Below are 26,546 nucleotides of genomic sequence, written 5' to 3' on the forward strand. Positions count from 1 at the left end.
CTCCTATCCTGAAAAGATCCTTGGGCTCCATGGCAAGCAGGCACTGCGGGCCTCAGCCGCCGTGAATCGGGATGGGTTTCAGGCCAGCTTTGCTGGATGTATTCGACAATTTCATTGGACGAATGACGTCCGTGAGAACATGTTGTTGCAACAGATAACGGGCATAGGCAAGCGGCCGGGTATAAGTCAGGATATGCATGCGTCGGTCGCCCGCGTCTGCGAATGAGGTGCGGCCTGGTTTGGAGTTGACTTCAATTAGCCAGAGTTGGCCCTCTGCATCTGCTCCGAAATCAAGCCCCAATTCGGCTAACCTGCCGAAACGGCTCTCCAGCAGGGTGGGGATTAGCGTAGCAGTCTGCCGGATGTTCTTTAGCAGAGTTTCTGTACGGGTCGTTCCATATCGCTGGAGCAGATATGCATGGGCCGGATAGGCTCTGCCCCCACCGTGAAGATTGGATGTGAGTGAACCTTCGGGTCCTTCTCGTACCATACATCCGGTAAGCGTCCAGCGACCGTGCCCATTCTTTTGCATTAGTGCCCGTATGTCGAATGCTCTTCCTTGATGGCTAAGCTCCAGATAGGGCTGCACGATCATCTTGCGCTCAGCCTGTTGTAATGCCAGCCAGGAAGATACAGCCTGAGTATGGTTGAATGTAAGGAAAAAGGGTTCATTGTGTTCGTTACGCCCCTCCGCGATCCATGTGGATGGAGTTAATCCCCGAGACAGGCGAAAGGTATTTTTGCCATGAGTCCCGGATATCGGTTTGAAGAATAATCCTTTGGGCCAACGGTCTAGCCATGATTCCCAAGGAATATGCGATCCAATCCGGGTGGTGGGGGCAAGTTGTGGCCGCAACTCAGGATCTCGGGACAACAGACGATGTACCTCCCATTTTCCTGGAAGAGAAGCCGACCAATAACGATATTGACCTGAGTCCTCCGTTCGTATCTGTTCCTTAAGCTGTTGTCTGACGTTCCTTGGGAGAGGGCGAAGGCAACGATCCATAATAAGATCAACCGCAGGGACAGGTACCGAATTCCACTTCCCTTGATGATAGACATATCCCTTTTGAAGAGGGGGATGGGCTGCATCAACCGATATTGGAATCACAATAATCTGAAGGGCGTATCGCACACTCCCCAAGCTGAGACGACGGCAGAAAAGTTCATCCGTGAAGGGAGGTGAGCCTTCAGTTGCACGCACCAGAATGGCCATTGTTTTGATCTCAGATGATGGAAACATGTCGCTGCACCTCTCCTTTGTAGAATGACTTTTCAAAAACCCGCCAGATACGTGGAATATTCGAGCATGGCTTTGACGGATGGGCGGATCTTGCTCTCACTCAGTGGTGTATTATCATTCTTGGATGGTTTGGAGTTGACTTCGAGCAGCCATACGCGTCCAGTGGTATCAAGGGCCAGATCAATACCGAGTTCACCAAAATGAGCAGGGATGGCACTCTCAATCCCTTTGGCGATATCCAGTGCTGCGGTGTGCAATCCTGCATATGCGGAAGCTTTGGCTGATCCGGACAACTGCGTTTTGGCAACCGCCTCTTTAACGGTGCTGAGGCTTCCACCTCTTGCCAGATTGGATACATAGTGACTCCCGCCCGCAATTCGTGCAACGATGGAGGTTACACTCCATTTACCTGTACGGTTCTTCTGCACGAGCGCACGGAAATCCACGGGCCTGCCACTGTTGTCAATGAGAGTCAGCCCTTGTTGGATCTGATATCGTGTTGTTTTCATTTTCCCAGCCATACTGGCATACAGTTTATCCAGAGAAGCATACGTTTGTTTCCGGGTACCCCCAACGCCAGTCGCCAGAGTCAGGAAACTTCCGTCCGTCTGACGTGAGACCCGAATGATGCCTTTGCCCAAAGAACCGCGTACGGGCTTCAGAAATACAACCGGATGCCGGTTGCACATCGTCTTGAGCATGGTGGATGTTTTGAGCAAATGGGACTCGGGAAGAACTCGTTTAAGCGTTGAAATGGACTTGAGTGCGTCAAATACTTCGTTTTTGTCCAGAAACTTTTCATTGAAGGTTTGCGTGCCGTAGAGCGATTTTACTTCTTTCATAAAATGCTGTACGCTAGGTTTGTTCTCAAGCTTGCGGGACGTTAGCCGGTTATTGACGACGTCTGCTACAGGCAGAACAGTCTTTTTCCAGCCGTCATCATACACCCAGCCTTTCATATAACCCGTTACCGCTCCAATATCCTCCGGTGTGAAAAAGGATACATAGGCGCCTTGCTTACGGCAGGCGTTCACCAGTTCTTGACAGAACATCGTGATGGAGCCAAAGGGCCGATCGGGCTGATCGGGATAATCCTGGCTAACCAGTACACTGATGTAGGGCCCAAGGCGAAGGGTACGGCTGGCTGAACGATAGGATACCCTCAGGACCGAACGTGGAACGAGACCGGTCTTGCTGGCAACTGTCTGATTGATGCGCAGTCCATCATACCGTGGAACCGGAATGACAGTGACTTCGCGACGGAAAGAGCCAAATTGCAGCTGAAGCGGCCTTCCTGAAGGGATTTTAAGCGCCTTGAGCACCCCTTCGCCCAGCATGATGACGTCGTCCTGCAGGATGCCCGAGCCGGTAACCTGAATCGTTACTTTTTTAGTGGACATCACGGATCTCCTTCCGGGCGGCAACTTGATGTCTGATCTCGAAGTTGAACGGCATCTGAACATGGCATGTGCTTCATCATATGAGGACATATAACCCTTGGTGATTGACCCATATGGATTAAATGCATTTGATTTCGAGGCAGGATATCGACGGCCTGTTTCAGACCGCCTTTGTTTGACCGCGGAGAAAAGCGTGTATTAACACGGAAGAACAAACCAATCTGAGGAGGAATAATAGTGAACATTTATGACAAAGCCAATGATTTGGCCAAAGCACTGAGAGAAAGCAGCGAGGTGGAAGAGATTACTTCCGCGATGAAGCTGATTGAAGCTGATCCGGATGCAAAAGCAATGCTGGATAACTTTCGTGATCAACAAATGGAATTGCAACAACGTATGATGAGCGGGGATATGCCAGCTCCGGATGAGATGGAGAAAATGGAGAAACTGTTTGAAGTACTGAGTCTGAATCTGAACATCCGTCGTTTGTTTGATGCGGAGCGTCGTCTCAGTGTCATTATTGAAGACGTGAACAAAATTATTGCAGACAGCCTGGGTCATCTGTACGGTGGCGCTGAAGCGTAAAAAGGTAGTTCAAAAAGTCCACTTTTGATTACGAAGGATGAACGCGTACCAAAAGGTTGTCTTGTTTTTTTACCTGAACCTTTCATATTAGCCCCTTACCGTTCATAGACTAGAATATAGAGTCGATCACGAACGAAGGAGCTGTGAATGGTGAAGAGGTTGAAAAAAGCAAAACATGTAATCTATCTGCTTATCGCGTTGTCGATGCTGGTCATTGCACTGCCGCGGATTTCCTTTGCTGGAGGAATGGACTGGGTTAATATTTTTGGCATCGTATGGGTGCTATTCTCCTTATTAATCGTTGGTGCACACCTACATTTTATACTCGGTGTAGATGAAGAGAAGAAACGTGCACTGGAAGCCGTTCGCCGGGCGAAGCTGCGGCAGTGGGAGATGAAACTGCTGGACAAGCAGGAGCGGAGCGAGTCTGTATAAGGTACAGTAGTAGATACAACATGAGAGACCGGAATCCCTTGACTCAAGGGGTCCGGTCTTTTTTGCTACATACAGGATTAGAGGATAATTAAGCGATTAAACTCAGAGGGGGAACCTTGCCTATGAGAATGAGATGGGAGTGGGGTTATTTTCCTGAAGGCGTGTTATAATAGGTACAGAATAGTACAGATGCATCTTCGGGGGTGGTACAGTTGGACGGACAGGAAGAGAACGTCACGAAGCATGAACAGTTACTTCAACATATTGAACAACTGAAGGTTGGCAGCAAAATATCAGTGCGTGGACTTGCACGGGAACTCGGTGTAAGTGAAGGGACAGCTTACCGTGCCGTAAAAGAGGCGGAGAACTTCGGACTGGTCGTGACCAAGGAACGAATTGGAACCGTTCGGATTGAGAAGAGACCTCGGGGCATGTCGGAACAGTTGACCTTTGCTGATGTTGTGACCATTGTAGAGGGCCATGTGCTGGGTGGTAACGAAGGTCTAGCCAAACCGCTGCACAAGTATGTGATAGGTGCGATGAAAGAACAGGCGATGGCGCGTTATATTGACGCTGGGAGTCTGTTAATTGTGGGTAACCGTGAGGATGCTCACTCGCTTGCCCTTGAACAGGGAGCAGGCGTGTTGATTACGGGTGGGTTTGGAACCAGCCGTGAAGTAAGAATTATGGCTGACGAGCTTGGGCTACCGATTATTTCATCCCGGCATGATACATTCACGGTGGCTTCCATGATTAACCGTGCGATCTTTGACCGGCTGATTAAGAAAAAAATCATGCTTGTTGAGGATATCATTGGTCAGAAACCTCGCTTGCAGGTATTGAAAGTCACGAGCTCAGCCGCAGATTTTCATATGCTGGTCTCGGAGACGGGTGAACATCGCTTTCCAGTCGTGGATGAATGGAACCGGGTCATTGGCATTGTCAGTCTGAAGGATGTCAGTGAGCTGACGGCGGATCAAAGTATTGAGAAATGTGTCGTTCGCCGCCCGATTACGGCGTCGCTGCAAACCTCTCTTGCTTCCGCTGCGCAAATTATGACCTGGGAGGGCATCGATTTTCTGCCAATCGTGGATCGCAACCGCAAACTGATTGCATCCGTCACACGCAAGGAAGTGCTTCAGGCCATGCGGGATGCACAGAAGCAGCCACAACTGGGAGAGACGTTTGATCATCTGATCTGGAACGGGTTTGCCGAGGAACGCGGTGATCAGAATGAACTGTTATTTCACGGATTCATCATTCCTCAGATGGCAACCGATCTGGGTACGATCTCCGAAGGCGTTCTGTTGAATGTGATGACACAGGCTGGCCGGCGGGCAGCGTGGGATGTTACAGGGAACGACCATGTGGTGGATAATGTCACGACTTATTTTGTTCGACCGGTACAGATTGAGGATCAGATTCTGGTTCGACCTGTAATTCTGGAAACCAGTCGTCGAACGTGCAAAATGGACATTGTGGTTACACGTGAAGGCAGTGTGGTATGCAAAGCTGTAATGACATTGCAGTCCATTGACCACGCCTAGCACGTTGTATTGCCTCAGGTATAGACAAAGAGAGTACTCCCTCATGGAGAAGCTTTGCCGGGTTGCGTTGTAGCGCATTCTGGCTTCGCTTAATGAAGGGAAGTACTCTCTTTTTTGCAGACACAATCATAGCGCTTCAACAAATCATGCAGATTGTCCGGAAGTTGTACCTGATCCGTTACTGGACCGTTGTTGAATCCGCGCATAATAACTGCGGTTACGTATTCCGGCAAATACATTATACGCACCCATAATTAGAAATAGCGCTTCCACAACCACAGATAAGGTGGAACCCGTGAAGACAAACATCAGGATCAGCGCAAGAACAACAAGCATACCACCCATCCAGATATTCATCCACGAACGGTACAGACCGGCGCTGGTAGCATCCGAGCTTCTGTGTGAACGAATGCTGTTCAACGCTGCCAAAACCATGGCAACAGCAAAGATAGCGATTAGTACATATTTGAGTACATCAATGAACACAAAGACGCAGCTCCTTTTCTGGAAAGCATTTACTGCCCTTATTGTACCATGGAGAGATGCAGACAAGGGCAGTTTTTTGCTGTTACGCAGGAACATGCATGCGAATCTGTACCCAAACTTGCAGTACGCCTTCCATAACCAGCATCGTTTTGACCTGAACGGTGTATTCCTTTTCCCTGACGGAGTACACTTTCTGATTCAGCATGATTCTCGTCATTTTGCTATACTCGTCGATGTTGAATACATCTCTTCCGCGGAGCACCTCAAGTTCGTCTCCGAGCTTCTGTAACATCACTTTCAGAGAAGCCTCGTCTGGCCCCTTATCAGACTCTTCTGCACGGACCTTGATTTCCTTGATCACGGTTTGGCGTTTACTGTATTTTTTCAGCGTTTTGATATCCTCCTCATTCTGATGCAGCTGAAGCTGCAGCTCCTGATTGTTCAGCCACAACGCATTGTAACTCAGGTGAAATACCCCATTGTAGACGACGCATCCAGCGATCATTCCCAGAACAAATACAGCAGTCATTCGCATCAGCGGGCGGTAACGGGAGAATGGCGGAACTCTCATGAACGCTGTTCCTGTCTCATATTAGCTCCGGCCTCCGCCGCACACCCACTTTACCAGTTCTGTTCCCATATGTGCGCCCATAAAAGCAGAGATCAGATACAGAATTTGTTTGACCGCCGGAGACAGGTTACCATCCAGGAAATTGCTCTCGATGACACGCATGGGATCAATGGTGCCACCCACAGCAGCTGCGAGTGCCCATATCTTTATTTTCCCGGAAATATCGAGCATCGTCTGTGTTGGAGGCTGGAGAGAAATCACCGCTCCAATACCTCCGATCATCGCGCCACCCAGCACGATTCCAAACGCAATAAAGAAATCAAGAATGGCTTTGGACAAAAATGTGCTCACTGGCAACACCCCTTTCAGACCTAGCAGCACACCTCCTGTCTTCGGTCTGTCACAGGGGGAGCGGCTTGTACTTCTATTGTATGGGCGTGCCCCCGAACGTTATGATAAAATAGAATAATAAAGTCTCCTTTTAAGAGGTAGTCACGATTTTTTAAGGTGATTCCATTTTTTTATTTATTTAATTCATATATAAGAGAAAGATAGAGCGGCAAACGGATCAGAAGATCCGATGCTGTGATTATCTGCGGCGAAAGGAAGAAAAAAACATGAGTTCTTTTGTGCATTTGCACGTTCACAGCGAATACAGTTTGCTGGACGGCGCTGCGCGTATTCCGGATCTCGTGAATAAGGCTGCAGATCTCGGAATGACAACACTGGCGCTAACCGACCATGGCGTAATGTATGGTGCAATTCCTTTTTATAAAGCATGTATAGAACGGGGTATCAAGCCGATTATCGGTTGCGAGGCATACATGACAGCTGGGTCCCGCAAAGAGCGGGGAAGCCGTAAGGATCAGCCGATTCATCATTTGATTTTGCTGGCCAAAAACATGACGGGATACCGTAATCTCATGAAATTGTGCTCGATTGGACATCTCGAAGGTTTTCATTACAAACCACGTATCGATATGGAAAGTCTGGCTGCCCATCATGAGGGAATTATCTGTCTTAGCGCGTGTCTGGGGGGCGAGGTTCCTCAGCACTTATTGCATGGACGAGAGGAAGAAGCGCGGCGTGCGGCGTTGCGTTATAAAAATATCTTTGGTGAAGACTTCTATCTGGAGCTTCAGGATCATGGGCTTTCCGAGCAAAAAAGGGTGAATCCCCAGTTGATCAAACTGGCGGCCGAGCTGGAAATTCCGCTTGTAGCGACGAATGATGCCCACTATCTTTCGGAAGAAGATGCGGAGCTTCAGGATGTACTGATCTGTATCGGAACGGGCAAGACCGTGGATGATGAGAATCGGCTCCGCATTGGAACGAATCAGCTCTATCTGAAAAGTGAAGAAGAGATGGCCCGGTTGTTTCCTCATGTACCGGAAGCTCTGGCGAATACCGTCCGCATTGCGGAATCCTGTGAGTTGAAGCTGGAGTTCGGAAAATCGATTTTGCCTGAATACAGACCACTTCCCGATGGACTCAGTCCTTCGGCATATCTGCGTCAATTGTGCGAAGAAGGCATGGAGGAGCGTTACGCGCAGTCCACACGCTGGACAGACGAGGAGCTTCGATCCGAACTTGAACAACGGCTGGCCTATGAACTTGGTGTGATCGACAGTATGGGGTTCTCGGATTATTTTTTGATTGTCTGGGACTTTATCGCCTATGCGCATAAACAAGGCATTGTTACTGGCCCAGGCCGGGGCTCCTCGGCAGGAAGTCTGGTAGCCTACACGTTGCACATCACGGATGTTGATCCGATGAAATACAACCTGCTCTTCGAACGTTTTTTGAATCCCGAGCGGATCTCCATGCCGGATATTGATATTGACTTCAGCGATGAACGGCGGGATGAGGTCATTGATTATGTCGCGCATAAATATGGCAAAGCCCATGTCGCCCAGATTATTACCTTTGGAACGATGGCTGCCCGTGCTGCTGTACGTGATGTGGGACGAGCACTGAATGTGCCTTATGGCGAAGTAGACAAGGCTGCGAAGTTGATTCCGGCGCAACTCGGCATTAACATCGAGCGGGCCATGGAAGCGACACCTGAGCTGAAGGCGCTGTATGAAACCAAGCCGAAAACCCGTGAACTGCTGGATATGGCGATGAAGGTCGAAGGTATGCCACGTCATGCTTCCACGCATGCAGCGGGGGTGGTCATCTCCCGTGATCCGCTGACCGATGCGGTGCCGCTTCAGGAGGGCAGTGAAGGGACCGCGTTGACCCAGTATTCCATGGAAAACCTGGAGTCAATTGGGTTGCTTAAGATGGACTTTCTCGGTCTGCGTACCCTCTCAATCATTGAGCGGTGTGTACGCTGGATTGGGGAACATGGAGAAATTCCGGACTTCCGTCTTATTCCCGATGATGATGCTTTGACCTACGAGATGCTCGGCCGTGGTGACACGATGGGCATATTCCAACTGGAATCTGCCGGTGTACGCCGTGTGCTGAAAGATTTGAAGCCAAGTAGTTTTGAAGATGTGATCTCGGTACTTGCCTTGTATCGTCCGGGTCCGATGGAGTTCATATCCAAATACATTCAGGGTAAGCATGGACAGATCGAAGTGGATTACCCGCACGTGGATCTGGAGCCTATTCTGAAAGATACGTACGGCATCATCGTGTATCAAGAGCAGATCATGCAGATTGCCTCCCGGATGGCGGGTTTCTCGCTGGGTGAAGCAGATTTGCTTCGCAGAGCGGTCTCCAAGAAGAAACGGGAAGTGCTGGATCTGGAGCGTGGTCACTTTGTACAAGGCAGTCTGAAGCAAGGGTATAGCGAAGAAGAAGCTGACCTTGTTTATGACATGATCGTTAAGTTTGCGAACTATGGCTTCCCGCGTGCTCACGCCGCGGCTTATGGTGTGCTTGCATTCCAGACGGCTTATCTAAAGGCGCATTATCCTGTGCACTTTATGGCATCCATGCTGACAGCCGTGATGGGCAGTCATCGGAAAGTGGCAGAGTACGTGGTGGAATGTCGGCGTATGGATATGGAGGTGCTTCCGCCGGATGTGAATGAGAGCGGTATTTTGTTTACGCCTGTATTTATACCATCCGGCAGCGGAGGCACCGGGGATCAGAGCATTGTATCGCAGCAGACTGCGGGAGCCGATGCAGAGAGTGACATCGGAAGCGCGGCCGAAGAACATACCGCGAACGTTAATGGAAGTTCCTTCAGGCAAGAACACGTTCATGAGCATGAGCAGCATTCGGGACAAGCTGAATATGGTGAAGCACCTTTGCCGGATGATCCGGGTCCTGGCTCCGAAGAGGACAGTGCTGGATATGAGTGGCAGGCATCGACATCCATGCCTGAAGCATCCGACAACCGGAAGGAACCGGAATTGGCGAAGGCTACCTCAAAGGGTGCAATTCGCTTCGGTCTGGCTGCTGTGAAAAATGTCGGTACCCAGGCCATGGAAAGCATTATGATCGTAAGGCAGGAGAGACCGTTCGACAGTCTGCTCGATTTTTGTCGTCGTGTGGATCTGCGTGTATGTAACAAACGTGTGATTGAATCGCTGATCCAGGCCGGAGCTTTTGACACATTACCCGGACACCGGGCCCAATTGCTGGCGATGCTGGATGAGACCGTTGAAGCCGCGTTGAAATGGCGCAAAGAACGTGAGGATCTGCAGATTCAATTGTTCGACTTTGTGGAGACGCCAAACTGGGAGATTGAATACCCGGAAATTCCTCCTTATTCCTCTGGGCAGCAACTGGAGCTAGAGCGTGAGTTGTTAGGCTTGTATCTCTCCGGGCATCCGCTGGATGACTATGAAGATGTGCTTGAATCGAGTGGGGCTGACCGGATCATGGAGCTGACCGAGGCGGCAGATGACACGATGGCCGTCGCTGCGGGTATGGTTGTGTCTGTGAAGTCAATTACGACGAAACAGGGCAAGGCCATGGCGTTCATGGAGCTGGAAGACCAGATCGAACGCTGCGAAGTGGTTCTCTTTCCCGAGGTATGGCGGCGTAGCCAGCAGCATGTCGGGAAAGGTGAACTGCTCGTCGTGCGTGCCAAAGTGCAGCAGCAGGACGAAGGGTTCAAGCTGCTGGCTGAGGAAGTGGTGCCGTTGTCACAGGCGGCACTGGAGCAGCAGCTGCGTAGCCGTGACCGGCGCGGCAAGCCCGGCAGCGGCAGTTCTTCGCGCCCGGCGCCATCGGCTTCGCCGCGGCGGCCAGCGGGCGCAGGAGCCGAAGCGCAGCGCAGTAGCGCAGGCGGGGATGCATCCGCTGCGCGTAGCAGCGGGAGCCAAGGCTCGGCAGCGACGCGCAGCGATGCGGCGGGTATGGGCGCAGCCACGGCTGCGGCTTCCCGGCCTGGCGGTGCCGCTGAAGCGGCTGGCAGCCAGGCGCAGAGCCGAGAACCGCGGGCGGTGGAGCAGCGGGTGTTCGTGAAGATTGCCCCGCATGCGGAGAAGCCTGAGCTTCTGGCACGTCTGAAGCAGCTGCTTCAGGAGCACCCTGGACCTGTTGCGACGGTGCTCTTCTATGAGCAGCAACAGAAGCTGCTTGCACTGAGTGATGCCTACCGAATTAAACCATCACCAGCCCTGTTCTCCGACATGGAGAAGATGCTGGGTGAAGGGACGGTCAAAATTAAATAAGCGGTTATCTCGTTAGTGATCGTCTTTATTCCAACAATATGAAACCTGTTTAGCTAAATGCTGAACAGGTTTTTTGTGATCGATGTATCGCGGTCCTGATTTCACCATCCGCACATTTTATGAACATTTTAACAGGTTACTGCATACACTTGAGAACACCGAAGGACCGAGTGGTCCTCGGGGTATTGATGCGGGAGGTCGAGATATGTCATATGAAATCGTAGAAGCCATGCTGGCCCGGCGCGGGGTACAGATTGATGCAATCGCCGCAATTGTATACCGTCTGCAAAAAGGGTACCACCCCGAACTGACCTTGGACGACTGTGTTACCAGCGTGAAATCCGTTCTGCAGAAACGAGAGGTGCAATATACACTTTATACAGGTATTGCTCTCGACGAACTTGCGGAGAAGCGACTCTTGCCCCAACCGTTACAAGCTATTATGGAAGCGGATGAATCCCTGTATGGAGTGGACGAGACTCTGGCCCTCGGCATTACTCATGTGTATGGTATGATTGGTTTAACCAGCTTTGGTTATCTGGATAAAGAAAAAATAGGTGTCATTCATGATTTGAATGAACATGCAACAGCCATTCATGTCTTTTTGGATGACCTGGTTGCAGGGGTGGCCGCTGCAGCTTCTGCCCGGATTGCACACAAAAATATTAAAGCCAAAAAATACCCCTCAGACCTTTAACCCCCTGTATTTCCATGCCTGCATGCCGTGATCAATCTTATGACTTATATGAAGGTCTCCAAGGGCGGCTGACGCTGCCCTGATACGTTTAGGACTGCTTATGGAAGAAGTATCAATAAGAAGATTTCGTCAACCATATGAGTTATTTGTGGGGGACTAATGTCCCTCATGATCCCAAATTCTCCCCCAAGGTCCCGAACCCTTTCTTGCAGAAAAAAAGTGAGGTATGTTATCATTAGTCCAATATACGGGCTCTGAACATTAGCTTAGGGGGCGGACAAGGCATGTGGACGGTGATTTACATTGCGCCGACAGCAAAGGTTGCGGACAAGATTAAGACCAGGCTTTCGGAAGAAGGTTTTCTGGTACAGACCCGTCCCATCAGTTTATCCAAGCAGCAATTTGAGATTCGCGTCCCTTCTGGGGAATTGGAAGAGGTCCAGGAAGTGTTGAATTCCATTCTGCATTCCTGATTCGTTCGACATCGACGTGCCTTGGCAGAGGAAGAAGTACCATCGGTACATAAGGGACTAACCGCGTAAGCGGAGAGAGGAATCGACTTGCATGTATTGTATGCTGCTGTCCTTCCTTCTTTTTTTGTTAGGACTAGGACCGACCTGGTTGCTCCCGGAGACCCTACCTAGATAGATTCAAAACATCGGCGCAACAATCTTTCGGTTATTGCAGGTAATATCAATCGTGCTGACAGAAGCCGCTGATCCTTGCCCTGTACCGGCGGATTTTTTTGTTGTGAATGCTGGACAAGGCCCATGGCAGCGTGTGGGTCGTAAGCGGTTTACCGTAGCACGCGGATGAAGCTGTCACAAGCAGCGCACTGCAGGTTGCGGCCATCAAATCAACGGCTGGAGAGGTGTAGTTGTGTTCAAAGATATATTCCAGAAGAAACGGAAGTACGCTACCATACCTTCCGAGCGTGCACTTCCCGGCGAAGGCCAGGAAGTCCTAGAACGCCCAAAACGTGAAATACCTGAAGGGCTTATGAACAAGTGCAGCAAATGCGGCACCATTCAATATAGCAAGGAATTGGAGAAAAATCTGAAAGTATGTCCTGCCTGTGGTTACCATATGCGTCTTAACGCTATGGAGCGCATTGCTATGGTACTTGATGATCAAGGGTTTGTTGAGTTTGACGCTGATATGATATCAGTTGATCCTCTTGGCTTTCCTGGATATAGCAACAAATTGGAACAACAACGTCTAAAATCGGGCCTGAAGGAAGCGGTAATTACAGGGGAAGGTACCATTGAGGGCCTGCCTGTAGTTGTGGCTGTCATGAGCTTTGATTTCTTCACAGGCAGCATGGGTTCGGTTGTAGGGGAGAAAATTACCCGTGCCATTGAGCATGCAACAGAGAAGCGCTTGCCAATGATCATTTTCTCCACATCAGGTGGTGCCCGGATGCAGGAGAGTATTCTCAGCCTCATGCAAATGGCCAAAACAAGCGCAGCTTTATCCCGTTTGGATGAACAGGGTGGGCTGTACATTTCGGTCATCACGGACCCGACGACAGGTGGAGTCTCGGCAAGTTTTGCGAGTCTGGGCGATATTAATATTGCCGAACCTGGCGCTGTGTTTGGTTTTGCCGGCAGAATCGTTATTGAACAGACCATCCGTCAGAAGTTACCTGATGATTTTCAGACGGCTGAATTTAATATGCAGCACGGTCAGCTGGACATGGTTGTGCACCGGAAAGAACTTCGGGCCACTCTTGGCAAGCTTCTGGATATGCATAGTGAAAAAGGAGGGGTCTAAATGGCGGGTGAGTTGCCATATGAAGCGCCTCTGGTTGAGATGCGCAAAAAGATTGATGAACTCGTACAGTTTGGACAGGAAAAAGGGATCGACTTCACGGACGAGATTGCCCGCCTGGAAGAACGTTACCATAGACTTGAAGAAGAGATTTACACTGGCATAACGGCAGCACAGAAAATGCATCTGGCCCGGCACCAGCAACGCCCAACGGCGCTAGATCTGATTCAATTGATATTTACGGACTTCATTGAGCTGCACGGTGATCGCATGTTCGGAGACGATCTTGCGGTTGTTGGCGGGCTTGCCAAGTTGAATGGAAAGACAGTAACGGTAATCGGACAACAGCGGGGGAAAGATACGAAGGATAACATCGCCCGCTTTTTCGGCAGCGCTCATCCGGAAGGTTTCCGAAAAGGACTTCGTCTGATGAAACAAGCGAACAAATTTGGCCGTCCTATTATTACGTTTATTGATACTAAAGGGGCGTATCCGGGTAATACTGCAGAAGAGAGAGGTCAATCGGAAGCTATTGCTCGCAACCTGATGGAAATGGCGAAGCTTTCGGTTCCTGTTATAGTTGTGGTCATCGGCGAAGGTGGAAGCGGCGGTGCTCTCGCTATGGCTGTGGGTAATCGTGTGTTGATGCTGGAACATGCCATCTATTCTGCGATCTCTCCGAACGGGGCTGCTTCGATTCTCTGGAAGGATGCATCCAAGGCAGATCAAGCGGCTGAAGCGATGAAAATAACAGCCAAGGACCTTCTGGAGATGGAAGTTATTGAAGAGATCGTGCCTGAGCCACGCGGCGGTGCTCATCGGGATTATGAAGCGTCTGCTGCTTTCATCAGTGAAGCTTTGATCCGTCATCTCGACGAGATGAAGGGTTGGAGCGGGGATCAGCTGAAACAGGATCGGTATGAGAAATTCCGTAAAATTGGATCGGTCACGTTTGAACCTCAAGCATCCATTGAAGCTCCTCAAGAGCTTGTAGAAGTAGATGCTGCGAGTAATTTGTCGGGAAATGTTGAATAGTGTGACGAATTTCCTATACAAATGAGCAAAAGTATAGTAAATTTAATAGTTGGAAAAAGAAAAATAGATAAAGAGTAATACCTTTAAAATCGGAGGAAACCCAAAATGCGTAAAACGAAAATTGTATGTACCATTGGTCCATCCAGTGAATCTCTGGAGAACACCAAAAAATTGATTATGGCCGGTATGAATGTGGCCCGTCTGAACTTCTCCCACGGTGATTTCGATGAGCACGGCGGACGGATCATTGCGATTCGCCAAGCATGCGAAGAGTTGAACAAAACAGTAGCGATCTTGCTGGACACCAAAGGACCGGAAATTCGGACAGGTAAACTCGAAGTAGAACCGATCGAATTGGTTCAAGACGAGTACATCACTTTGACAACAGAAGAAATTCTTGGAACCAAAGAACGTCTTTCCATTACGTATACAGATCTTCCGAATGATGTTGAACCGGGATCTACAATTCTGATCGACGACGGTCTGATCGGACTGACTGTGGTGGAAGTGCAAGGCACCGAGATCAAATGCCGTATCGTTAACGGCGGATCGATCAAAAGCAAAAAAGGTGTTAACGTTCCGGGCGTTGCCATTTCTCTGCCGGGTATCACCGAAAAAGACGCTAACGATATCGTATTTGGTATTGAGCAAGGTGTTGATTTCATCGCGGCTTCTTTTGTACGTAAAGCGAGTGACGTACTTGAGATTCGTGAATTGCTTGAAAAACACAATGCTGGACATATCCAAATCATCTCCAAAATTGAAAACCAACAAGGTGTCGATAACCTCGATGAGATCCTTGAAGTATCTGACGGCCTGATGGTTGCTCGTGGAGACCTGGGTGTTGAGATTCCTGCGGAAGAAGTACCATTGGTACAAAAACGCATGATCGAAAAATGTAATGTTGCAGGTAAACCGGTAATTACAGCTACACAAATGTTGGATTCCATGCAGCGTAACCCACGTCCAACACGTGCTGAAGCGAGTGACGTGGCGAATGCGATCTTCGATGGCACGGACGCAATCATGTTGTCCGGTGAGACAGCTGCGGGTAAATACCCGGTTGAATCCGTTCTGACCATGTCCCGTATTGCTGAAAAAGCAGAATCTGCTCTGCCTTACCAAGAGCTGTATCTGAAGCAACGTGTTGCTCAACAAACAACTGTTACGGAAGCAATCAGCCAATCAGTTGCCCTTTCAGCTCAAGATTTGAACGCAAAAGCGATCATCACTTCAACTGAATCAGGACACACTGCACGCATGATTTCCAAGTATCGTCCAGAATCTCCAATCATCGCTGTAACTACGGAAGACAGAACTTCCCGTCGTTTGGCTCTGGCTTGGGGTGTAACTCCTGTCAAAGGAAGACTGGTTGATTCCACGGATGCTTTGTTCGAAAACGCAATTGAAGGCGGCGTAAAATCCGGACTGGTTAAAGAAGGAGACCTGGTTGTGATTACAGCAGGTGTACCTTTGGGTCGTTCCGGTTCTACCAACCTGATTAAAGTAAGCCAAATTCCAAACAACGCTTAATAGCGTATTGGATGGAGAAGCAACAGGAAAGAAGCAATGGGGCGTTATTGTCCCGTTGCTTTTTTTCCATCTTATTGACACTTTGCAGCGAGGTAACACGTATGAATGTTAGAACGAAGGAGGCCGATCACATGCGAGAACAGATCAATGGTAGCTGGTATGCGGCACGTCTTCGTGTACGCTATCAAGAAAGTGACCAGATGGGCGTGGTCTACCACGCGAACTATTTAAATTGGTTTGAAATCGGTCGAACTGAGATGATTCGCCAAATGGGGTATACATATCGTAAAATGGAGGAACAGGGGTTACTGCTTCCCGTAACCGGACTGGATGTGAAGTATCACAAGCCTGCCCGATATGATGATGAGATTATCATTTTCACCCGTATTGCTGCATTTAGTGGTCTGCGACTGAACTATGAGTACGACATAAGACGCATGTCTGAAGAACCTGATGAGCATATGGCGATTGGAGAACGGGTATGGTCAGCTGATGAATCGCTCCCCGGAGAACGGCTGGTTACAGGTTCTACCCAGCATGTGTGGGTAAATGGAGACTGGAAGCCAGTTCGGCTGGATAAGGCAGCCTCTGAGCTATACAGCTCGCTTGAAAAGGTGTGGCTTTCGGGAAAGGGGTAATACGTCAATGCGAAAATGGATGTGGGCTTTACTCTTAATCATTCCGGTGATTGAATTATTTGGTTTTATTCTGATGAGTGACTGGATCGGAGCCGGAAAGACATTGCTTCTCATGATTCTCACGTCCTTGATTGGTATAGCAATGTTGCAGTTTGAAGGGCGAAAGGTACTTGTAGACGCCAAATCCGAGATGGAGCGTGGCAAGGTACCTGGAAGAAAAATGGTCGATGGACTTTTTATTTTTGTCGGTGGTTTCTTGCTCTTGATTCCAGGTTTTGTAACGGATCTGATCGGGTTTACACTGATATTTCCATTAACACGTCCGGTTTATCGTCTGTTCTTCCTGGGATGGCTGGAGAAAAAAATGAAAAGTGGCAAAATTACGTTTTATCGTCGTCCGAAATGAAACACCAGTTGTTTTGCATAATGGAAAAGGCTCCGCTCAGCAGATGATTTCTGTTGAACGAAGCCTTTTTCTATTTTCCCTGCGTGCTTATAAGATGATGTCTCATCGGACACGTCCGTTGATGATATACGTTCGGAGGTCGCGTAATACGTTAGCCCGATTGAACGCATCGAGAATCACGAGACTGACAGGGCCAATAATTAAGCCCAGAACACCGAACAGTTTCAAACCCACGAACATGCCAACCAGCGTGGCGAGTGGGTCGAGCCCTACACTACTTGCAAGTACCTTCGGTTCAATAATCTGACGGGCGATTAGTAAGATCAGATAGATAACACTAATACCTATGCCCAGATACAGATCCCCGTTCATAAACAGGTATGCTGCCCAAGGTACCATGACTAGACCCACACCCAAGTAAGGTAGCAGATCCACCAGACCAATAAAGAGAGCGATAGTGAAGGCTGACTTTACTTGCAATATAAGCAGTCCAATCATGACGAATAGTGCTGTAATCGAGATCATGATCAATTGTGCTCTCACGTACCCAAACAAGGCCTTTTTCAGGTCAGTCCATATATCTGATATTGGCTTGCGAATGGAGGAGGGTACCCAGCCCGATACGGTGATGCTATGCCGAGTCCAACTTTTGCTGATGAAGAATGTAGACAGCAGAACAACAATTAATACCGCCCCCATGTTAGGTAGGGAAGTCAGGAGGCTCAGAACCATATTGAAAAATCCGGTGACCAGATCGGTCACGGCTGTACCTACCGTTTCGGTCGTTTTGCTAATATTGCTGTTGATGGTTTCCTGGTAGTTGGGATTCTCTTTGTAAAATTCATTGATCTGCCCAATCAAACTCTGAATGGTGTCATTCTGGGTCCAGCGCACAAATGTGTCCTTGATCTCATCTACATGAAGATCAAAGCTTGTCGTAAGTGAAATGACTTCTTTTACCATGCGGGTAATCGCCGCCGACAGCACCACCGCAATGGCACCAAAATAAACGATTAATGAAAGAGTCACAGCCAGCCAGCGGGGGAACCGTGCTCGATGCTGAAGCAGTTTCACTAATGGATTCATGGCATAAGCGATGATCCAGGCAATCGCAAAAGGATACAGAAGCGGGAACAGCAAGTATATGGCAACAGCGATCAGAATGGTCGCAATGATAACCCATAAGCCGCGGAGCAGACGTTTCAGTATAATTTTATCCAAGCATCAACTCTCCTTATTTCAATTAAGCCGACCTATGTATGATCTATAAAACAGTATTAAGAATAGATGGCTATCTTAATTAATATAGAGCATTTACCACGTTTTGAAACGCCGGAAGGTTACCAGAGCTTGTTCAAGAGCTAACATTTTGAGCAAGCTCCACTGGGATTCTTTCTTTTGCCTAGAGTATGCCTTAGTATTACAGAATATAGCAATATAAAGTTCTTCATACGACAGAATTGTTTAAAAAACATTAAATGTCAACCTTGTTTTTGTAAAGGCTTTCAAAAATGCTTTATCGGTCCGATAAAGAAGTTTGATGTGCGAATGAACTCTCATCATGTTCACATAAACGACAAAATCCAGTATGATGTTATAAGTAAATACCGATTGACAGATAGGAAAACCGCATTTTGAAATATTTGTTAATTTTAAAATGAAAATGTTTACAAAAAGAGGATAGGTGCACTTTGGCACTTATATGCACTCTGGAATGGTTCCTGATTTCGCTTATTAAAGGAGAGATGTAATATGACAGCTACCAAAGGTCTGGAAGGCATCGTTGCAACAACCTCTTCGATCAGTTCTATTGTAGACGGTGTGCTCACATACCGTGGTTACGATATCGACGATTTGGCTGAACATGCCAGCTTTGAAGAAGTTGCCTATTTGTTGTGGTTTGGTAAATTGCCAACAACGGATGAACTGAAATCCCTTCGTAAAAGCCTGAGCGATTACGCGCCGATTCCGAGCGAGTTGATTGCACAAATCCAATTGTATCCGAAAAACGTCAGTACCATGGCAGCACTTCGTTCCGCTGTCTCTGCACTTGCACTGTACGACGAGCAAGCTGATGAGATGACAACAGAAGCGAATGAGAACAAAGCGGTTAAGTTGCAAGCACAGTTGCCAACGATTGTGGCAGCCATCGCCCGTATCCGTCAGGGCAAAGAACCTGTGGCTCCAAAAGAAGGCGCTTCCATCGCAGAGAACTTTTTATATATGATGACTGGTGAAGAACCATCCGAGACCGCAGTGAAAGCATTGGACCAAGCCCTTGTCCTGCATGCGGATCACGAGTTGAATGCTTCGACATTTGCAGCTCGTGTAACGGTTGCTACGCTGTCGGATATCTATTCCGGTGTAACTTCCGCCATTGGCGCACTGAAGGGACCACTGCATGGTGGTGCTAACGAAGCCGTTATGAAAATGTTGAATGAGATCGGTACGCCTGATCGTCTTGAAGCGGCAATTCAGGAAAAATTGAATAATCGTGAAAAGATCATGGGCTTTGGACATCGGGTGTACAAAAACGGTGATCCACGTGCCAAGCATCTACAGAAGATGTCCAGAGAACTTGGCGAGATGAACAATGATACGCGCCTTTATGATATGTCAGTGAAGATCGAGGAACTGGTTACAGGACAAAAAGGACTGAAGCCTAACGTAGACTTCTATTCTGCTTCTGTATATACCCAACTGGAGATCGAACAGGAATTGTTCACTCCGATCTTTGCCATCAGCCGGGTGTCTGGATGGACTGCGCATATTTTGGAACAGCTTGCGGACAATCGCATCATTCGTCCACGTGCGGAGTACACTGGCCCTACAGAACAGAAATACGTTTCTATTGAACTTCGCTAATAGCCACAAAAACAGTATAATAATATGGACGAGGTGAAGGGTTGGAAAGTAGAGGCGTTACTAGCTTAAGCTCTCAGGACCCTTCTCTCCACAAGACTAGTGGTATGATGAATACTGCATATATGAAACCTAGGAGGAATTTTAACTATGAAATTAGAAAAATTTGCTCACCCAACTGAAGGCGAAAAAATTCAAATTGATAACGGTACACTTCAAGTACCTAGCAACCCAATCATTCCATTTATCGAAGGTGACGGTACAGGCCGTGATATCTGGAAAGCTTCCAAACGTGTATTGGATGCAGCTGTTGAAAAAGCCTATGATGGCAACAAAAAAATCGCATGGTATGAAGTGTTTGCTGGACAAAAAGCATTCGATACATACGGTGAGTGGTTGCCGAATGATACATTGGAAGCCATTCGTGAGTATATCGTAGCGATCAAAGGACCATTGACTACACCAATCGGTGGCGGTATCCGTTCCCTGAACGTAGCCCTGCGTCAAGAGCTTGACCTCTACACTTGCTTGCGTCCTGTTCGTTATTTCGACGGTGTACCTTCTCCGGTTAAACGTCCTGAGCTGGTAGACATGGTTATTTTCCGTGAGAATACGGAAGATATCTATGCAGGAATCGAGTATGCTGAAGGTTCTGAAGAAGTGAAAAAAGTGATCCAGTTCCTGCAACAGGAGATGGGTGCTAACAAAATTCGTTTCCCTGAAACTTCCGGTATTGGTATCAAGCCAGTTTCTTCCGAAGGTTCAAAACGTTTGGTACGTGCAGCAATTCAATACGCAATTGATCATAACCGTAAGAGTGTTACCTTGGTACACAAAGGTAATATCATGAAATTTACCGAAGGTGCCTTCAAAAACTGGGGATACGAAGTGGCTGAAGAAGAGTTCGCTGACAAAGTATTCACTTGGGCACAATATGACATCATCAAAGATAACGAAGGTACAGATGCAGCGAATGCAGCACAAAAAGCCGCTGAAGATGCTGGTAAAATCATCGTAAAAGATGCGATTGCCGATATCGCTCTGCAACAAGTACTGACTCGTCCAGGCGAATTCGATGTGATCGCAACCTTGAACCTGAACGGTGACTATCTGTCCGATGCACTTGCAGCGCAAGTTGGCGGAATTGGTATCGCTCCTGGAGCGAACATCAACTACGTAACAGGACATGCTATCTTCGAAGCAACTCACGGTACTGCACCTAAATACGCGGACAAAGATGTTGTGAACCCTGGTTCCGTTATTCTGTCCGGAGTAATGTTGCTTGAGCACTTGGGATGGCAAGAAGCAGCTAACCTGATCTACAAAGGTATGGAAACATCCATTAACAATAAAACAGTAACGTATGACTTTGCACGTCTGATGGATGGCGCTACTGAAGTGAAATGTTCTGAATTCGCGGATCAAATCATTAAAAACCTGTAAGGGGAGATGTGAATCTTGACTATTCAGCGCAAAAAAATCACAGTAGTTGGCGCCGGTTTTACCGGTGCCACGACCGCATTAATGCTTGCCCAAAAAGAACTCGGGGATGTTGTGCTGGTTGATATTCCTCAGCTGGAGAACCCGACGAAGGGGAAAGCACTCGATATGATGGAGGCAAGTCCTGTTCAAGGATTTGACAGTCATATCGTCGGTACTTCCAACTACGAAGATACTGCAGGTTCTGAGATTGTAATCATCACCGCTGGTATCGCCCGTAAACCGGGTATGAGCCGCGACGATCTGGTCAATACGAATGCGGGTATCGTGAAGTCCGTTTGTGAAAATGTGAAAAAATATTGCCCTGATTCCATCGTCATTATTCTAAGCAACCCGGTAGATGCGATGACTTATGCAGCTTATCAGACCCTTGGTTTTCCTAAAAACCGTGTTATTGGTCAGTCAGGTGTTCTGGATACAGCACGTTATTGTACCTTCATTGCGCAAGAGTTGAACGTATCTGTTGAAGATGTTCGTGGATTCGTTCTTGGTGGTCACGGGGACGATATGGTACCTCTCGTTCGTTATTCGAGCGTGGGGGGCATTCCAATCGATACCCTGATTCCGGCTGACCGGATCGAATCCATCGTGCAGCGCACCCGTGTCGGCGGTGGTGAGATTGTGAATCTGCTTGGTAACGGCAGTGCGTATTACGCACCGGCGGCTTCACTTGTTCAGATGACCGAAGCGATTTTGAAGGACAAGAAACGTATCATTCCAGTCATCGCTTATCTTGAAGGTGAATATGGCTATCATGATCTGTTCCTCGGTGTACCAACCATTCTGGGTGGTAACGGCATTGAGAAAATATTCGAGCTTGACCTGACAACGGAAGAAAAAGCAGGCTTGGATAAATCTGCTGATTCGGTTCGTAACGTCATTTCAGTAGTAAACCTGTAAGTTTGAGAACTTTTTGAACAGAAGCTAAAAGAAAACCTCCGGTAACCCGGAGGTTTTCTTTTCTTTGGATAAGATCCCCAGTATAATGGGATGTGATGTATAGCACACCGAAAATGTTGAGGAGGATGAAAATTTTGACAATGATTATGTATCTGCTCCATATTATTGGAGCACTGGCGATGGGATTTTATTTGATTCTGCCATTTGTGGTCGGTAAAATCCGTACTTTGAATGCTGCAGCACAAGAGGGAGCATTTGCATCGCTACGTTCTTTGAACAAAGTCGCGCAGTATGGACTTGTAATCCAACTTCTAACCGGCGGTTACCTGATGACAAAAGGTGAGTATTCTCATGTCTGGATGGCTGTTGTTGTTGTCCTTCTCTTGGCCATTGCCGCTATTGGAGGAATTATGGGCAAACCGCTACGACTCGCTGCAGAAGGTGTGAAAAACAAGCGTGATGTAGGTCCTGAGCAAAGCAAGATCCGTATGTTCAGTACACTTCTGGCTGTATTCTTGCTTATCATGGTGTATCTGATGGTGAATAATCAGGTCATCTAAGTGCGTAGCGGACGGTTAATCCATCCTACAACGATGTATTAGTCTCCATTGCTTAAGCGTTTGCAAACGTAATTAGGACAAGCTGAATGGGATGTAAGATAGCGTTACGGGAAACAAATGAAAAATAGACAGCCACATCGGCTGTCTATTTTTGTTATTACCAAGTTGAATCAGCATTCCTTGTTTTATTTGAGTTGGTACTACGGCAGTCTTTACCATACATATCATCGTCCATGCTCCATCAGGTAAGGTCTACATGGGTTAGGTTGCACTCATAGCATATGCACACACAGCATTTCGACCATTCCGCTTGGACTCATACAGCGCAGTATCAGCATCACGTAACAAGGATTCCAGCGAATCAATGCCTCCATTGTATTGGGAGATACCAAAGCTTGAGGTCAGCGTAATAGGATTTCCCTTAACATCTAGGGGGGAATTCAACAAGGCAACTCTCAGTTTCTCTGCAAGTTCTTTGGCTTCTTGAAGAGAGGTATCCGGAAGGGCGATAACGAATTCTTCTCCTCCATAACGGGCGAACAACATCTCAGGGCTCAAATATCGATTACATACAGAGACTACATGGATAATGGCCTGATCGCCTACATCATGTCCATAGGTATCATTGATGCGTTTAAAATAATCGATATCAAATAATATAAATGAAACAGGCTGCTCATTAAGACGAGCTTCGCTTAACATCTCCCGTCCTTTATGCAAAAAATGAGTGCGATTATAGATTTTGGTCAGACCATCGAAATAAGCCAGTTGTTTTAGCTGTTCTTGCAAGAAACGTTGTTCTGTTATATCAATGAGCATAATGAGGCTACCCACGATCTGTGCATCCTTGTTATACACATAAGATGTTCTGACTTGATAACAGACGGTTTCACCTGCTAACTGCCAGTACAGATCCGTTTGCAATCCTTCCTTCTCGTATTGAACGGGAAAAGTCTCACCGGCAAGAGTAAGCCATATCTCATCCAAGGGTTGTCCAATCATGTAGAGGTTAAGCTCTGGCAACATGTCACGAAGTGATCGATTATAATCTACCAGACGATTGGAACTATCCAGTACAATAACTCCTTCGCGCATGCTCTCGAAAATACTGTCTTTAGCAATCGGCACGATGGTCAGGAGACGAGAGGATAGAATGGCCCAGATATACATCGCAGATGTAATACACATGAGAACCGGCACGGGGTCCATCCCACCAGGTGTCAAGCCAAGCAAATACAGAAAAGCTGCGACCATAGGAATAATCTGTGAAGTAATCAGTGTAAGTAATTGTCGACGGTACATCTTCTTGGTGTGTTTCCATTGACCGATCAGAATGAGGCAGGCACACAACAGACATGAGAACGTGAATGCGCCGTGTACAACATACCATTGACCTACTGCGATATCCATCAGAGGTACGGGACTATCTTCTCTCAGCCATACTTTCTTATAAAAAAGATGATGAAAATCATTGGTTGCTACCATACATAGTGTAATGGAAGGGATTACAAACAATGCGGCAGTGACCTTTTTGGATAACGCTTTTCCTGTATATTTTATCATCAACATGAGGCCAAGAGATGCGGAGAAGGGCATGCCTATATACTCCACGGTGGTCCAAAACTTCATCTGCTCGAGCGTGTTGCTGGCCAGCTCAATTGCATATCCAAACGTGTATATGGAGAGTGCTGCTGTGTAGAGGATGAATATTTTGGAGCTGGGGATCTCGGATCTTCTGAAATAGGTATATAAACACAAAAAGACATTCAGCACGGCTGAAGTGGCTACGAGTGTTATATATGAATTAATATGCGATTCCATTGTCAGGTCTCCATGTTAGATTAGGATGATTAAACCAGTAAAAATGATAGCTAAAGCATATCTGTATACTGTACATTGTACCTCAGCCCAAGCAGCATAGGAATACACTTTGTATCATGAAACAGTCTAATTTCGAATAAATTTCGAATTCTGGCAATACAGGCTTTGAAGCAAATCGATTGTTTGATATCCAAAGAGCGTGGTAAATAACGAATAGAAGGTAGGACGCTGATAGAGACAGCACGCCGAGCCTTGAGTTGCTTTTCATCACAGAAGAATAATCTGGACTGTTCATGCCATCCTACAGAATGAGACTTTTTCAGAGAACGAAAGACAAGGAAGGTTACAGCTAAAGTCCGTGTCTTCTGTAATCCAAACATGTTCACATTTTGAGAGGAGAATGTTAGATGTCAACCACACCACAAAACGAAAAAACAATGCCAGCACAGCATCAGGATCAACGACCTGGAATCGAGTCGGAGATGCATCCTAGACCCGAATTTGAAAAGCCTGAATACAAGGCAGCAGGTAAACTGACGGGAAAGGTAGCGCTCATTACAGGGGGTGACAGTGGAATCGGACGGGCTGTAGCTGTTACATACGCCAAGGAAGGCGCAGATGTCGCCATTGTATATCTGAGCGAGCACGAAGATGCCAAGGAAACGAAGCGCCAAGTGGAACAAGAAGGACGGAAGTGTATCTTGATAGCTGGAGATATTGGTGATGATGCCTTTGCGAAGAAGTCGGTTCAGCAGACGGTGGATGAATTGGGCAAACTGGACATTGTCGTGAATAACGCTGCGGAACAGCACCCACAGCAGAATCTGGAGGATATTACACCAGAGCAACTGGAGCGAACATTCCGTACCAATATCTTCGGCATGTTCTATGTGACGCAGGCAGCTCTGCCACATCTGAAGAAAGGCAGTACGATTATTAACACCACATCCATAACAGCTTATCGCGGTAGCCCGACCTTGCTTGATTATTCATCTACCAAAGGTGCCATCACTTCGTTCACTCGTTCTCTGTCGATGAATGTGATTGAGAAGGGAATTCGTGTCAATGCCGTTGCACCAGGGCCGATCTGGACACCGCTTATTCCATCCACCTTTGATGAGAAAAAAGTAAGTGAGTTTGGCGCAACCCAGCCGATGAAACGTCCAGGGCAACCGGATGAACTGGCTCCCGCATATGTGTATCTGGCTTCGGATGATTCATCGTATGTGAGTGGACAGGTAATGCATGTAAATGGCGGTGAAGTGGTAAACGGGTAATGCTTTTAAGATGATTCGGAATCCGTATAGGATTGATTATATAGAGAGACGTATCGCATTCAGCATGGCTGAGCGGTGCGTCTTTTTTATATCAGGGAATTGTGCAAGTCTAAGATGCGGTTTAGCAGCTGTTTACAAAAGTCTGCATCTGCGTTGATACATATATGATATGGTACGAATAGCTTTGCTGATTGGAAGTTCCCTAATCTGTGATATGATAGATCGAGCAAATTATACGCGGAGGGACAAGTCATATGAAAATGAGCAAACAGAATGCAGCGCATTATATATGGGGTGCACAGTGCGATGGCTGGCACCTTGTTCAAAACGATAAATTGAGCATCATTCATGAGCGAATGCCTGCAGGAACGACTGAAACACGACATGTTCATTCGGTAAGCCGTCAGTTTTTTTTCATCCTTAGTGGTGAAGCATATATGGAACTAAACGGAGAAATGTTCGTGCTGGAAACCCATGAAGGAATAGAGATTGCACCCGGAATGCCGCATCAGATGATGAATCGTAGCAACGAAGAAGTGGAGTTTCTCGTTATTTCCAATCCCGGCACCCGTGGTGACCGAATTGAACTGGATTCAATATAGAGCCAATTATTAGATGTTAATCTGATCATAAAGGAAGAGAT

Annotated in this window: 24 protein-coding genes; 17 read left to right on the forward strand and 7 right to left on the reverse strand. The window is 47.6% G+C overall.

Annotated features, from left to right (window positions below; translation table 11 throughout):
• Nucleotides 1–52: 52 nt before the first annotated feature.
• Nucleotides 53–1,243 carry a YheC/YheD family endospore coat-associated protein gene (locus NLBNIHML_RS26980; protein ID WP_494353217.1) on the reverse strand — a complete coding sequence of 397 codons (1,191 nt, stop codon included), beginning with the start codon at nt 1,241–1,243 and terminating at the stop codon, nt 53–55.
• Nucleotides 1,244–1,275: 32 nt separating this feature from the next.
• Nucleotides 1,276–2,643, reverse strand: coding sequence for a YheC/YheD family endospore coat-associated protein (locus NLBNIHML_RS26985; protein ID WP_339240986.1), 1,368 nt, complete (start codon nt 2,641–2,643; stop codon nt 1,276–1,278).
• 237 nt (nt 2,644–2,880) lie between these two features.
• On the opposite strand from NLBNIHML_RS26985, the gene NLBNIHML_RS26990 reads away from it, so the two are divergent.
• The 3 genes from NLBNIHML_RS26990 to NLBNIHML_RS27000 all read left to right on the forward strand — a co-directional run bounded on the left by NLBNIHML_RS26990 (nt 2,881) and on the right by NLBNIHML_RS27000 (nt 5,210).
• The gene (locus NLBNIHML_RS26990) at nt 2,881–3,228 is read left to right on the forward strand and encodes a YlbF/YmcA family competence regulator (RefSeq protein ID WP_036609862.1); all 348 of its coding nucleotides are present in this window, start codon (nt 2,881–2,883) and stop codon (nt 3,226–3,228) included.
• A 150-nt stretch (nt 3,229–3,378) separates the two neighbouring features.
• Complete coding sequence (locus NLBNIHML_RS26995) at nt 3,379–3,663, forward strand: hypothetical protein (protein WP_085981456.1); 285 nt, start codon at nt 3,379–3,381, stop codon at nt 3,661–3,663.
• Nucleotides 3,664–3,875: 212 nt separating this feature from the next.
• Nucleotides 3,876–5,210, forward strand: coding sequence for a DRTGG domain-containing protein (locus tag NLBNIHML_RS27000; RefSeq protein ID WP_253433039.1), 1,335 nt, complete (start codon nt 3,876–3,878; stop codon nt 5,208–5,210).
• A 144-nt stretch (nt 5,211–5,354) separates the two neighbouring features.
• Here NLBNIHML_RS27000 and NLBNIHML_RS27005 read toward each other — a convergent pair whose 3' ends face one another.
• From NLBNIHML_RS27005 to NLBNIHML_RS27015, 3 genes are all read right to left on the reverse strand, one after another.
• Nucleotides 5,355–5,696, reverse strand: coding sequence for a YtpI family protein (locus tag NLBNIHML_RS27005; protein ID WP_339260124.1), 342 nt, complete (start codon nt 5,694–5,696; stop codon nt 5,355–5,357).
• Between the two features lie 82 nt (nt 5,697–5,778).
• The gene (locus NLBNIHML_RS27010) at nt 5,779–6,267 is read right to left on the reverse strand and encodes a sporulation membrane protein YtrI (RefSeq protein WP_036609856.1); all 489 of its coding nucleotides are present in this window, start codon (nt 6,265–6,267) and stop codon (nt 5,779–5,781) included.
• A gap of 21 nt (nt 6,268–6,288) precedes the next feature.
• Nucleotides 6,289–6,618, reverse strand: a complete 330-nt coding sequence (locus NLBNIHML_RS27015; RefSeq protein WP_026081169.1) for a YtrH family sporulation protein — start codon at nt 6,616–6,618, stop codon at nt 6,289–6,291.
• 266 nt (nt 6,619–6,884) lie between these two features.
• Here NLBNIHML_RS27015 and NLBNIHML_RS27020 point away from each other — a divergent pair, with 266 nt between their 5' ends.
• The 8 genes from NLBNIHML_RS27020 (at nt 6,885) to NLBNIHML_RS27055 (ending at nt 16,983) form a co-directional block, all read left to right on the forward strand.
• Nucleotides 6,885–10,904, forward strand: coding sequence for a DNA polymerase III subunit alpha (locus NLBNIHML_RS27020; RefSeq protein WP_494353218.1), 4,020 nt, complete (start codon nt 6,885–6,887; stop codon nt 10,902–10,904).
• Between the two features lie 205 nt (nt 10,905–11,109).
• Nucleotides 11,110–11,601 carry a phosphatidylglycerophosphatase A family protein gene (locus tag NLBNIHML_RS27025; protein WP_339240994.1) on the forward strand — a complete coding sequence of 164 codons (492 nt, stop codon included), beginning with the start codon at nt 11,110–11,112 and terminating at the stop codon, nt 11,599–11,601.
• Nucleotides 11,602–11,885: 284 nt separating this feature from the next.
• Complete coding sequence (locus NLBNIHML_RS27030) at nt 11,886–12,074, forward strand: glutamate decarboxylase (RefSeq protein WP_339240996.1); 189 nt, start codon at nt 11,886–11,888, stop codon at nt 12,072–12,074.
• 406 nt (nt 12,075–12,480) lie between these two features.
• Entirely contained in the window at nt 12,481–13,374 is an 894-nt protein-coding gene (gene accD, locus NLBNIHML_RS27035; protein WP_339240998.1) for an acetyl-CoA carboxylase, carboxyltransferase subunit beta, read from the forward strand.
• On the forward strand, nt 13,375–14,406 hold the full coding sequence (locus NLBNIHML_RS27040) for an acetyl-CoA carboxylase carboxyltransferase subunit alpha (RefSeq protein ID WP_339241000.1): 1,032 nt from the start codon (nt 13,375–13,377) through the stop codon (nt 14,404–14,406).
• A 105-nt stretch (nt 14,407–14,511) separates the two neighbouring features.
• Nucleotides 14,512–15,939: a pyruvate kinase gene (gene pyk, locus NLBNIHML_RS27045; protein ID WP_062833547.1), complete on the forward strand. Its 1,428-nt coding sequence runs from the start codon at nt 14,512–14,514 to the stop codon at nt 15,937–15,939.
• Between the two features lie 131 nt (nt 15,940–16,070).
• A complete protein-coding gene (locus NLBNIHML_RS27050) occupies nt 16,071–16,577 on the forward strand; it encodes an acyl-CoA thioesterase (RefSeq protein WP_494353219.1) in 507 nt (168 codons plus the stop codon).
• Nucleotides 16,578–16,584: 7 nt separating this feature from the next.
• Nucleotides 16,585–16,983: an FxsA family protein gene (locus NLBNIHML_RS27055; protein WP_076209101.1), complete on the forward strand. Its 399-nt coding sequence runs from the start codon at nt 16,585–16,587 to the stop codon at nt 16,981–16,983.
• Nucleotides 16,984–17,085: 102 nt separating this feature from the next.
• Here NLBNIHML_RS27055 and ytvI read toward each other — a convergent pair whose 3' ends face one another.
• Nucleotides 17,086–18,204 (reverse strand): sporulation integral membrane protein YtvI, encoded by a 1,119-nt coding sequence (gene ytvI / locus NLBNIHML_RS27060; protein WP_339241006.1) that lies wholly within the window; start codon nt 18,202–18,204, stop codon nt 17,086–17,088.
• A gap of 531 nt (nt 18,205–18,735) precedes the next feature.
• Here ytvI and citZ point away from each other — a divergent pair.
• The 4 genes from citZ to NLBNIHML_RS27080 all read left to right on the forward strand — a co-directional run bounded on the left by citZ (nt 18,736) and on the right by NLBNIHML_RS27080 (nt 22,805).
• The gene (gene citZ / locus NLBNIHML_RS27065; RefSeq protein WP_339241009.1) at nt 18,736–19,848 is read left to right on the forward strand and encodes a citrate synthase; all 1,113 of its coding nucleotides are present in this window, start codon (nt 18,736–18,738) and stop codon (nt 19,846–19,848) included.
• A gap of 147 nt (nt 19,849–19,995) precedes the next feature.
• Nucleotides 19,996–21,288: an NADP-dependent isocitrate dehydrogenase gene (gene icd / locus NLBNIHML_RS27070; protein ID WP_076330335.1), complete on the forward strand. Its 1,293-nt coding sequence runs from the start codon at nt 19,996–19,998 to the stop codon at nt 21,286–21,288.
• 15 nt (nt 21,289–21,303) lie between these two features.
• Nucleotides 21,304–22,245 carry a malate dehydrogenase gene (gene mdh / locus NLBNIHML_RS27075; protein WP_150365727.1) on the forward strand — a complete coding sequence of 314 codons (942 nt, stop codon included), beginning with the start codon at nt 21,304–21,306 and terminating at the stop codon, nt 22,243–22,245.
• Between the two features lie 134 nt (nt 22,246–22,379).
• Nucleotides 22,380–22,805 carry a hypothetical protein gene (locus tag NLBNIHML_RS27080; RefSeq protein ID WP_124113831.1) on the forward strand — a complete coding sequence of 142 codons (426 nt, stop codon included), beginning with the start codon at nt 22,380–22,382 and terminating at the stop codon, nt 22,803–22,805.
• Between the two features lie 261 nt (nt 22,806–23,066).
• On the opposite strand, the gene NLBNIHML_RS27085 is transcribed toward NLBNIHML_RS27080, so the two are convergent.
• Nucleotides 23,067–24,626 (reverse strand): histidine kinase N-terminal 7TM domain-containing diguanylate cyclase, encoded by a 1,560-nt coding sequence (locus NLBNIHML_RS27085; protein ID WP_494353220.1) that lies wholly within the window; start codon nt 24,624–24,626, stop codon nt 23,067–23,069.
• Between the two features lie 407 nt (nt 24,627–25,033).
• Here NLBNIHML_RS27085 and NLBNIHML_RS27090 point away from each other — a divergent pair, with 407 nt between their 5' ends.
• Together NLBNIHML_RS27090 and NLBNIHML_RS27095 are read left to right on the forward strand one after the other, a co-directional pair.
• Entirely contained in the window at nt 25,034–25,903 is an 870-nt protein-coding gene (locus NLBNIHML_RS27090) for an SDR family oxidoreductase (RefSeq protein WP_339241014.1), read from the forward strand.
• Nucleotides 25,904–26,157: 254 nt separating this feature from the next.
• Complete coding sequence (locus tag NLBNIHML_RS27095) at nt 26,158–26,505, forward strand: cupin domain-containing protein (RefSeq protein WP_339241017.1); 348 nt, start codon at nt 26,158–26,160, stop codon at nt 26,503–26,505.
• Nucleotides 26,506–26,546 lie beyond the last annotated feature (41 nt).

It is taken from the genome of Paenibacillus sp. JNU01 (genome assembly GCF_059130585.1).